General features: G+C 36.1%; 1 protein-coding gene. It reads left to right on the top strand.

Annotated elements, in window-relative coordinates:
- Window positions 1–42 precede the first annotated feature (42 nt).
- The coding region (locus H4J67_RS19880) for an FtsX-like permease family protein (RefSeq protein ID WP_182204878.1) at window positions 43–1,547 on the top strand (1,505 nt) is incomplete at its 3' end.

Here is a 1,547-nt window from a genome sequence, read left to right as displayed (position 1 = left end):
GAGCAAACGATAACGCCATTAGTGAATTTACCATGGAAAGAAATGGTAAGTGAATTTGAATATTATTCATCGAAGAATATTCAAATGAAGTTAACCCCTTTGAAAGAAATACTCATTGGTGATTCGGCTAATATTGTTATGGCGCTAATTGCTGGCGTAGTGGGCACCTTATTCATTGCGGTCGCCAACATTGCTAATTTGTTTATGGCACGTACCGCTGAATTACAAGGAAGTTATAGTATTCATGCTTCTTTAGGAGCAAGTAAAAGTCAATTATTCAAAACCATTTTAGTAGAATCAGCTTTATTAATGTTTCTGGCTTTACTGGTGGCCTTTGGTATTGCTTTAAGTGGTTTTCAATTAATGAGTACGCATTTGCTTGAATTATTACCTCGAGTTAATGAGTTGTCATTTAATGTGTTTTCGTTAGGTATAACTGGGTTGTTGTTTGTTATTTTTGCTTGGTTGTTTGCCAAATTATCGCTCAATATTGTTGATTATCAAAACATAAATAGCCAACTACAAAGCGGTAGTAAAGGTGGGCGCAAACAAGTCTCTAAAAAGAAGCGTCGCTTTATTATTGTTAGCCAAATATCGATAGCTACTTTACTGGTATTCATTAATCTCAATTTGTTTATTGATGCGTGGCAGGTGATCAATGATCCGCTTTCTATTGATATAGAAAATAGTATGAGAGTTGAAATGTCGATAGACCCGACGACTTCGTTATCTGATGATGAAAAAGTTCAAATAAATAAAGAAATACAAGCAGTTTTACTGACTTTACCGCAGGTCGAGCGTGTCAGTATCGCCAACGGCTCCGTTTTTAATGGCGGCTCTAGATTTCGTGAGTTGAAAGTTAAAGGTAACGAAACCAACTACCCAGCAAGAAGCCGAATCATTGATGAAAACTACTTTTCAATTTATCAACAACAATTATTAGCTGGCGATTTTTTTAGTAACGCTGATATTAAAGATGAAAATAAAGTACTTATTATTAATGAAACTTTTGCTCATAAAATAGCCCCTAATGGCAGTGCTATTGGTCTGATAATAGATTTTAATGGTGAAAGTACCTATACCGTTAAAGGAGTGGTTAAAAGCTTTAAAGTCCCCGGGGAAATAGAAAACGACAATCTTTTATATTTTCCAGGGATAAAGCCTGATAGTTTTTTAGTTATTCAATTAAAAAAGCACACTTCACTGTCGCGCGAAGCCTTTGTCCCATTTTTAAAAACAGTAACCAGCAAATACCGCGTACAGGCTTTTGAGAGTGATATAGCGTCCCAGAAAAAAATGTTGTTTATTCATTTTATGATACTAACGGCAACAGGCTCTTTAGCTTTACTGACTTTTTTCCTCGCTGCTATAGGTTTGTATGGTGTGCTCAGTTATTCAACACAGTTACGTCAGTTCGAAATTGGAACACGCATGGCCATTGGCGCTAAACGAAGCGACTTAATTAAATTGATTATTAAAGACAATGCCAGTGCAATATTATTGGGCGTACTGCTGAGTGTTGGCGTGTTGTCTCTATTAACCATTGG

The organism is Colwellia sp. BRX10-4 (assembly GCF_014077465.1).
GTDB lineage: Bacteria > Pseudomonadota > Gammaproteobacteria > Enterobacterales > Alteromonadaceae > Colwellia_A.
Note: the sequence above shows the minus strand (reverse complement) of the source record. Positions and strands in the feature narration are given on the sequence as shown.